This window comes from Vibrio sp. R11-SG3-ISO3-SZ, assembly GCF_059834345.1.
The window spans coordinates 1-7,506 of the sequence record NZ_JCBDGX010000086.1 but is presented as its reverse complement, the minus strand read 5'-3'; the positions used below and the strand labels follow the sequence as shown (position 1 = coordinate 7,506).

Here is a 7,506-nt window from a genome sequence, read left to right as displayed (position 1 = left end):
ATCGGCAGTAAGATAGGAGTGAATATCAGGATCGCAGGTCCGATATCCATAAAGGCGCCGACAATCAAAATAAACAGGGTGATGACCAGCATGATAATCGCCGGATTATCTGAGATGCCAAGGATCAACTTACTCAGCGCACCAGGGATTCCGGTCATCGACATCGCAAAAGACATCGCTGAAGACGTGGCGAGCAAGAACATGATCACGCCCGTCATGACGAAGGTCTGGATCAAAATCTTCGGCAGATCTTTAAGGGTTAAGGTTCGGTACATCACTAAGGTTAAAAACGCGGTGTACACAACAGCGATCGCTGAGGCTTCGATGGCGGTGAAGATCCCTTGAACGATCCCGCCAACAATGATGACCACCAGCAGCAAGCTTGGGATCGCTTCTCGTGTCACGATCCACGCCGTGCCTTTTTGTAGGGTAAAGAAGTTTGTGTAGTTGTTTCTCTTCGCCACCACATAGGTGATGAGAATACACCCCAGCCCCCAAAGACTGCCCGCAATCAGACCGCCCGCAAACAGCGCTGCAATTGATGTACCGCCACTGGCCAACGCATAAAGAATAAACGCCGTGGTAGGAGGGATGAGCATCCCTGTCGGCGCTGACGCGATATTGACCGCAGAGGCAAAATTACGGTTGTAGCCCTCTTTGGCGCTCATTGGAATCATCACACCACCAATTGAGGTGGAAGCCGCAATGGCTGATCCAGACACGGCACCAAACATCATATTGCCCGCGATGTTGGTGTAGGACAAAGAGCCGGGGATGCGCCCCGTAAACAGCTTGGCAAAGTTGACTAATCGGGTCGCGATGCCGCCGTTATTCATGATAACGCCCGAAAGAATGAAGAAGGGAACGGCCAACAGCGCAAAGCTATCTAGGCTAGAAAACATCTTCTGTGCGGTGGTGAACATCGCAATATCGAACGGAAGAACGAGCATCACGGTCGCGCAGGAGGCAATCACGATGCACAAACCAATCGGCGTACCTAAAACTAGCAGCAAGACAAAAACGCCGATCAATAGGCTCGCTGCGGTGATGGGATCGGTCATGCGGTTTTCCTTGTTGCGCGATCGTTGATAGGCTTCTCTTTGCAAGGAAGAGCGCGAATTTCTTTATGAATATCAAGGATATTGAGCAGGCTGTAAATGATGATCAGCACGCCAGAGAGCGGTAGAGCATAGTAGACCTTACCCATCGACAGTTGCAGCACTGGCGAGATCTGCATCATGGCGTTGCTAGAGACTTTCCAACCGCCGATGATCATGATGTAGACCGAAAAGGCAATGAACACCATTTGGATGACGATGTTCCAGTAACCCGCAATTCGGGCAGGGTAGCGATCAAGAAACAGCGTTAGGCTAATGTGCTCTCGTTTTCCGGCCACATAGGCAAGCCCAATCACCGAGAGCCAAACCAAAGAGAAGCGCAGCATTTCTTCAGAGAAGGTGCTGGGCGTATTAAATAGGTAGCGACTGATCACTTGCCAGCAAGCGACAAAGACCATCACGGTCATCAGTGAGCAACCAAACCATTCGATGGCTTTATCGAGCCACTTTCTTAGCGTATTCATATCAACCTCGTAGGGCAGGAGATAGAAGACTGGCTTCTATCTCCTCGGTTTTAGTTTTGTTCTACTTGTTCGATTTTCTGATAGAGCGAGTAAAGCTCTGGTTTTTTCTTGAGGTTTTCATAGATGGGCTGCACTGCTTGTTTAAAGGGGGCTTGGTCTATTTCGAAGAACTCGACGCCAAAATCTTTGCGCGCAGATTCGGTCGTTTTCGCCATCTCTTCTTGCCATAACTCTTGCTGAAGTGTGATGGATTCATCAATCGCTTCTTGTAGGGCCGCAAGTTGATCTGGGGTCAGCTTTTGTTTGGTGATGTTACTCATGACCACCACGTCAGGGATTCGAGTGTGCATGTCGTAGCTGTAGAATTTGGCCACTTCGCCATGACGGGCGATGGTTAGGGCAAACTCGTTGTTTTCTGCGCCATCAAGAATGCCTTGCTGCAATGAGGTGTACACTTCAGCTTGGCTCATGGCGATAGGTGCGGCTCCGAGGAGCTTCATTGTCTCGATGGACGTTTCACTCTGCATCACGCGGATCTTTTTACCTTTGAGGTCGTCGAGCGTTTTCACCGGTGCTTTGCTCATGTAGAAGCTGCGCGCTCCTGAGTCATACCAACCGACACCGGAGAAGCCTTGCGCTTCTGTTGAACGATAGACCGTGCTCATGACATCCTCGTCTTCCATCACGCGGTAAAAGCCCTCTTTGCTGTCAAAAAGGTAAGGCAATGAAAAAACGCCGTAGAGAGGGGAGAAGCTTTCGAGAAGGCCAGATGAGACTTTAGTGATATCAATGGCACCGACTTGAGCCATTTCAACCAGTTCACGTTCGCCGCCGAGCTGGCTGTCTGGGAAGTATTGAATCGTGACTTCGCCGTTGGTTTTTTCAGCCACAGCATCACCAATGTACTGTAAGGCGGCTTTCACGGGTTGGCTGTTTTCAGCGTAGGCAAGCTTGAGCACGGTGTTTGCGTAAGCGCCTTGCGCAGCCAGCATCAGTGCGGATGCTAAAACGGCTTTGTTGAAGGGGGTGTAGAGTCGGGACATAGTATCCTCCATACATAATGGCTTTTGATTATGTTATTGGTTGGTTGGGTTTATCGTTATTGATTTACGCAGTGTATAGTTGCAGGGCGGCGCGATGTTCACCTTTAAAAATGAGCCAGCTTTATCTGGCCATCGTCAATTTTGCGAGATCGATAGCGCAGCGAGTCACATTTTTACTTTTTGTCTCCCCACGGAGAATGCGCTTGAACGCTGGGCTTTTTTACGCCGAACTGACTTACTGCTGTTTAGGCATACAGCAAAGCGCGATATAGTAAGCGCCAATGCTCAGCAATCCGAATTTAGCTCATGACCAGCAATAAGAAGCCGCGTTCGAAAGGGACAGCCACGAAAAAACGTACGCCAGCGCGAACCGCCTCGAAAAAGCCCTCTTCGCCTAATAAAACACCATTAAAAGCCAGTGTGTTACGAACCCTATGGGGCCTTACATGGAAGCTCGCCTTGGCTGGGTTTGCCTTACTACTGGTGGTGGGCATCTATCTTGATAGCTTGGTTAAACAGAAATTTGAAGGTCAGCTGTTCTCTTTGCCTACGGTGGTGTATGCGCGTATTTTGCATCTCGCGCCGGGTGACAACATTTCGATTCAAGAAGTCCGTAATGAGCTGGATGTGCTCAATTATCGCAAAGTGCGTCACCCTCAATACCCGGGTGAGTATTCCTCTTCTTCGAGCAAGATTGAGCTGATTCGTCGGCCTTTTGAGTTCTCTGATGGCCCAGAGCCTGACCGCCACGTCATGCTGCATTTTGATGCGTCAAGCCTGCAAAGGATCCAATCGTTAGAAAAGCCGGGGGAGTTAGGCTACTTGCGCATTGAGCCGAAAATGCTGGGTATGCTTGAAAAAAATCAAGATGAACAACGACTGTTTATCAAGCGGGTCGATTTTCCGGAAGTGATGATCGACGCGCTGCTCGCAACAGAAGACCGGCACTTTTATCAGCATGATGGAGTGTCACCATTGGCGATCGCGCGTGCTTTGGTGGCCAACGTGAAAGCGGGGCGGACCGTGCAAGGCGGCAGCACTCTGACGCAGCAGTTAGCCAAAAACCTCTTTTTATCGAGCGATCGCACCTTATGGCGCAAAATGAGAGAGGCTTACATCGCCCTGATTCTCGATTATCGCTACAGCAAAGACCGCATTTTGGAAGCGTACCTCAATGAAGTCTATTTAGGTCAAAGCCGCGGTGAAGCGATTCATGGCTTTGGTTTGGCGTCGCGTTTTTATTTCGGCCAACCGATTCAAGAGCTGAGAATTGATCAACTGGCGTTGTTGGTCGGCATGGTGAAAGGCCCTTCGTATTACAACCCACAACGCTACCCTGAGCGGGCGAAAGAGCGTCGAGATCTGGTGCTGCGCTTAATGATGCAACAAGGCACGTTGACGGCGAGCGAGTTTGATGCTGCTGCCAGCCGCCCACTGGATTTACAAGCAACGCCACAAATTGCCAGTCGTCAGCCCGCTTATTTTCAGCAAGTGAGTATTGAGCTCAAAGAGAAACTTGGAGAGCGTTTCCAAGGCGACAGCGGCCTGCGCGTATTTACCTCACTTGACCCTGTCTCGCAGCATCAATTGGAACGCGCCGTGGCCTCTAAGGTAACGCAACTGGCAACCGTGGCGGGCGATGAATTAGAGGGCGCAGCGGTGGCGGTGGATCGACACACCGGCGAAATTCGCGCGATGGTCGGTGGCAAACGCACCGGCTTTGATGGCTTTAACCGAGCCTTGAACGCGAAGCGGCAAATTGGCTCATTGGCAAAACCTGCGGTCTATTTGGCGGCGCTCAATCAGCCGGAAAAATACACCTTAGCCACCACGCTGCATGACAAGCCGATTACGCTCAAGGGCAGTCAAGGTAACGTCTGGTCGCCGCGCAATTACGACCGAGAATATCGCGGTGATGTGCCGCTCTATCTGGCGCTGGCCAAATCGCTCAATGTGCCGACGGTGGAGCTAGGTATGCAAGTGGGCATAGAGAAGGTCATCAACACCTTTGAGCAGCTTGGCGTGCCACGTGAAGAGATTCGCCCGGTGCCTTCGATGTTTTTAGGCTCATTCAGTCTTACCCCGTTTCAGGTGGCGCAGATGTACCAAACCTTAACCAACTCGGGCCGATACGCGAAGCTCTCTGCGCTGCGTTCGGTGCTGAATCTTGAAGGGCAGGTGCTGTATGAGTCTCTGCCTAGCGCGTCACAGCGCGTCGATCAACAAGCGGCCTGGCTGACCACTTATGCGATGAAAATCGGCGTTACCGAAGGCACTGGCCGCTATCTCAATAGTCAGTTTTCTCAAGCGGCGCTGGCGGGAAAAACCGGTACCAGTAATGATACCCGTGACAGTTGGTTTGTCGGTGTTGATGGGCGAGAGGTGACCACGATATGGCTTGGCCGAGACGACAATACACCGACCAAACTGACGGGGTCGAGCGGCGCATTACGTGTCTATGCCGATTACTTATCACAGCGTATTCCGCAGCCATTGAGTCTGCCATGGCCCCAAGGCATCACGACACTAGGTTTTGCTGGGCGAGAGTCGGGCAGCTTGGCGCTGGATTGTCGTAACGACTTTAGGTTGCCCGTATGGGATAACACAGGTCAGCTCAAACAACAGTGTGATAAAGCGTCGGCATCCTGGATCAATCGACTCTTTGACTGGTAAGGTCAGATGGGTTTGTGTATATAATCCGAAATCATTGGTTTTGAAAGGAATTCAAACGTGAAAAAAACGCTTCGCTCCTTGCGCGGTTTTAGCTATCTATGCGCTTTTTTAGGCGGGTGGCCACTCATAGCGACAGCACAGTCAGGACCATCGCTGCTTGATACCGATGTGCCAGCTGTTGAGCGCCCTAAAATTGCTGTGGTGCTGGCGGGCGGCGGCGCCAAAGGTGCGGCGCACATTGGGGTGTTGAAAGCGCTTGAAGAGCTGAAAATTCCAGTCGACTACATTACCGGCACCAGTATGGGCGCCTATGTCGGCGGCCTTTATGCGACAGGGATGAGCGCTGATGAAATCGAGAGTTTTCTTTACAGCGTCAATTGGAACTCTGGCTTTGTTGATAAAGTGCCGCGCAGTGAGCGTCGTGTGAGAGATAAAGAGTACGAAGACCGCTACCAACTGACGACCGATTTTGGCCTCGGGATTGGTGAGCTCAGAGCCGCCAAAGGGGTCGTGCAAGGGCAGAGTATGCTGCGTATCTTGCGCGAAACCACAGGTAATCTTCCTCCTTTTACCAGCTTTGATGAACTGGCGATCCCCTATCGTTCGGTGGCGACCGACATCATTCAATTAGAACCTGTCATATTAAGCAGTGGCTATTTGACCGATGCCATGATGGCGAGCATGTCTGTCCCTGGTGCGCTGCCACCGTATGAAGTGGATGGCAAAATGTTGGTCGACGGCGGGGTGACCAACAATATGCCGGTCGAACTCGCTCGAGCACTGGGCGCGGACATCATTATCGCGGTGGACATCAGCTCGGATTATCGCGCCGAAGAGGAATTTACCAACTTATTTACCGTCGCTTCGCAGTTGTCCAATTATCTTGTAAAGCGCAGTACTCGAGAGCAGACGAGCTTTCTTGCTGAGGGCGATGTCCTTCTGAAACCTGAGGTGGGTCGCTATGGCACCACCGATTTCTCCATTATGCCTGAAGCGTATGTCAAAGGTTATGAGGTCGCCCACGCAGCAAAGGAGCAATTGCAGGCGTTGTCGGTTTCTTCCGCTGAGTACCAACACTATGTGGAGAAAAAACAGCAAGCACGAGCCAAACTCACTTATGTCGATGAGGTGGTGATTGACCGATTGGAGGTGAGCAATAACAGCCCATTCTCCGATGAGGTGATAGCGCAGCGATTGAATCTTGAAAGCGGCGAGCAGTATTCGACGGAAACGTTGGAGCAGAGCATACGCGATCTCTATGTGTTGGATCGGTTTGAGTTGGTGACCTACCAGTTTGATCAGCAAGATGATGACAACGTGCTGCGCGTGAACATCAAAGAGAAATCCTGGGGGCCGAATTTTGTCGACTTTCGTTTCTTCCTTGAAGATGACTTTCAGACCAAAAGCCAGTACTCGATTGGTGTCTCCACCAACTTCACCGGCTTGACGGAGCAAGGAGCCGAGCTAAGAACCAATGTCGAACTGGGCACAGACAAGCTGTTGGAGTTTGATCTCTATTCACCGATCCTCTCCTCTCAAACACTGTTTGGTAACGCGATAGTCAGTTACAAGGAGCAGACGCGTAACCTGCCGTTTGACGCCGATGGAGAGTTCGAATTCATTACCGATCCTACCTTAGAGACAACTGAGAATTACCTGCCGGTGAACTATGCCCAGTGGATTGGGGAGCTGGCGATGGGTTATCAGAGCAACTTATGGAGCCAATTTAAGGTGGGCGGGCGCTATACGCACGGTGAAGTGGAAGCGTCGACCTTCTCCTTGTTTGGCACTGGCCGCTATGAGCGCCTGGGTCTGTTTGCCAACTACCGCATTGATACTTTGGACAACTTTGCCCTACCAAACAAGGGGGTTTACCTCGATCTAGGATTCCTAGTTTCTGATGATAGCTCGCAAGACAGTTTGTCGGACATCGATGATACCGTGTACGAAACCACCGTGCGTTGGATAGGTGCGCACAGCTTTGGCCGTCATACTTTAGTGGGAAACTTTGATGGCGCGCTAGTGGAGAGCAAAAAGTCCCAGTTGCTGGTGGATCCTAAACAGTTAGGCGGCTTTCTAAACCTCTCCGGCATCCCGAAAAACAGTCTGGTTGGGCAAAACAAACTCTATGGCAATGCCACTTATCGCTACCGTTGGTTTGATAATGATTTTGGCCTCTTCAGCTCGCCCTTCTACGTAGGCGCGTCA

The 7,506-nt window shown here is 51.2% G+C and carries 5 protein-coding genes; 2 read left to right on the top strand and 3 right to left on the bottom strand.

Annotated features, from left to right (window positions below; translation table 11 throughout):
• The 3 genes from AC6R1O_RS10970 to AC6R1O_RS10960 form a co-directional block, all read right to left on the bottom strand.
• Nucleotides 1-1,061 (bottom strand): TRAP transporter large permease (locus tag AC6R1O_RS10970; protein ID WP_500657016.1); only part of this gene is annotated, 1,061 nt, incomplete at its 3' end.
• Nucleotides 1,058-1,582, bottom strand: coding sequence for a TRAP transporter small permease (locus AC6R1O_RS10965; RefSeq protein ID WP_500632744.1), 525 nt, complete (start codon nt 1,580-1,582; stop codon nt 1,058-1,060). The genes AC6R1O_RS10965 and AC6R1O_RS10970, both read right to left, overlap by 4 nt.
• A gap of 50 nt (nt 1,583-1,632) precedes the next feature.
• Nucleotides 1,633-2,625: a TRAP transporter substrate-binding protein gene (locus AC6R1O_RS10960; protein ID WP_500632743.1), complete on the bottom strand. Its 993-nt coding sequence runs from the start codon at nt 2,623-2,625 to the stop codon at nt 1,633-1,635.
• A 306-nt stretch (nt 2,626-2,931) separates the two neighbouring features.
• Here AC6R1O_RS10960 and mrcB point away from each other — a divergent pair, with 306 nt between their 5' ends.
• Nucleotides 2,932-5,298, top strand: coding sequence for a penicillin-binding protein 1B (mrcB, locus tag AC6R1O_RS10955; protein ID WP_500632742.1), 2,367 nt, complete (start codon nt 2,932-2,934; stop codon nt 5,296-5,298).
• A gap of 126 nt (nt 5,299-5,424) precedes the next feature.
• Nucleotides 5,425-7,506: patatin-like phospholipase family protein (locus tag AC6R1O_RS10950; protein ID WP_500657017.1), on the top strand; the 2,082-nt coding region annotated here is incomplete at its 3' end.

Coding starts and splice junctions, on each gene's coding strand:
- mrcB (WP_500632742.1), top strand. CDS start 2,932: ATGACCAGCAATAAGAAGCCGCGTTCGAAAGGGACAGCCACGAAAAAA.
- AC6R1O_RS10960 (WP_500632743.1), bottom strand. CDS start 2,625: ATGTCCCGACTCTACACCCCCTTCAACAAAGCCGTTTTAGCATCCGCA.
- AC6R1O_RS10965 (WP_500632744.1), bottom strand. CDS start 1,582: ATGAATACGCTAAGAAAGTGGCTCGATAAAGCCATCGAATGGTTTGGT.